A 246-nucleotide genomic window follows, 5' to 3' on the forward strand; every position below is an offset into this window, starting at 1 on the left:
GAAACGCCTGGATTTCGCGTACGCTCATGCCCCGCGCGTACATGGCGATGATGCGCTCATCAAAGCCGGTAAAGCGGCGTTCGTGTTTGGGAATCAGTATCGGCTCGAAACTGCCGTCACGGTCACGTGGCAGATCGACCCTGAGTGGACCGTGGTCCGTGATGATGGTTTTGCCACTGGCACCGTTACGCTCGTTGGTCTGGCCATCCGGCCTGGGATCGCCGGATGGATACCCCAGATGCAGCT

The 246-nt window shown here is 59.8% G+C and carries 1 protein-coding gene; it reads right to left on the reverse strand.

Annotated elements, in window-relative coordinates; genetic code table 11:
- The coding region (locus AB4Y44_RS42775) for a transposase (protein WP_368702852.1) at nucleotides 1-246 on the reverse strand (246 nt) is incomplete at both ends.

Origin of the sequence: Paraburkholderia sp. BR10937 (assembly GCF_040965695.1) — a bacterium.
Taxonomy (GTDB): domain Bacteria; phylum Pseudomonadota; class Gammaproteobacteria; order Burkholderiales; family Burkholderiaceae; genus Paraburkholderia.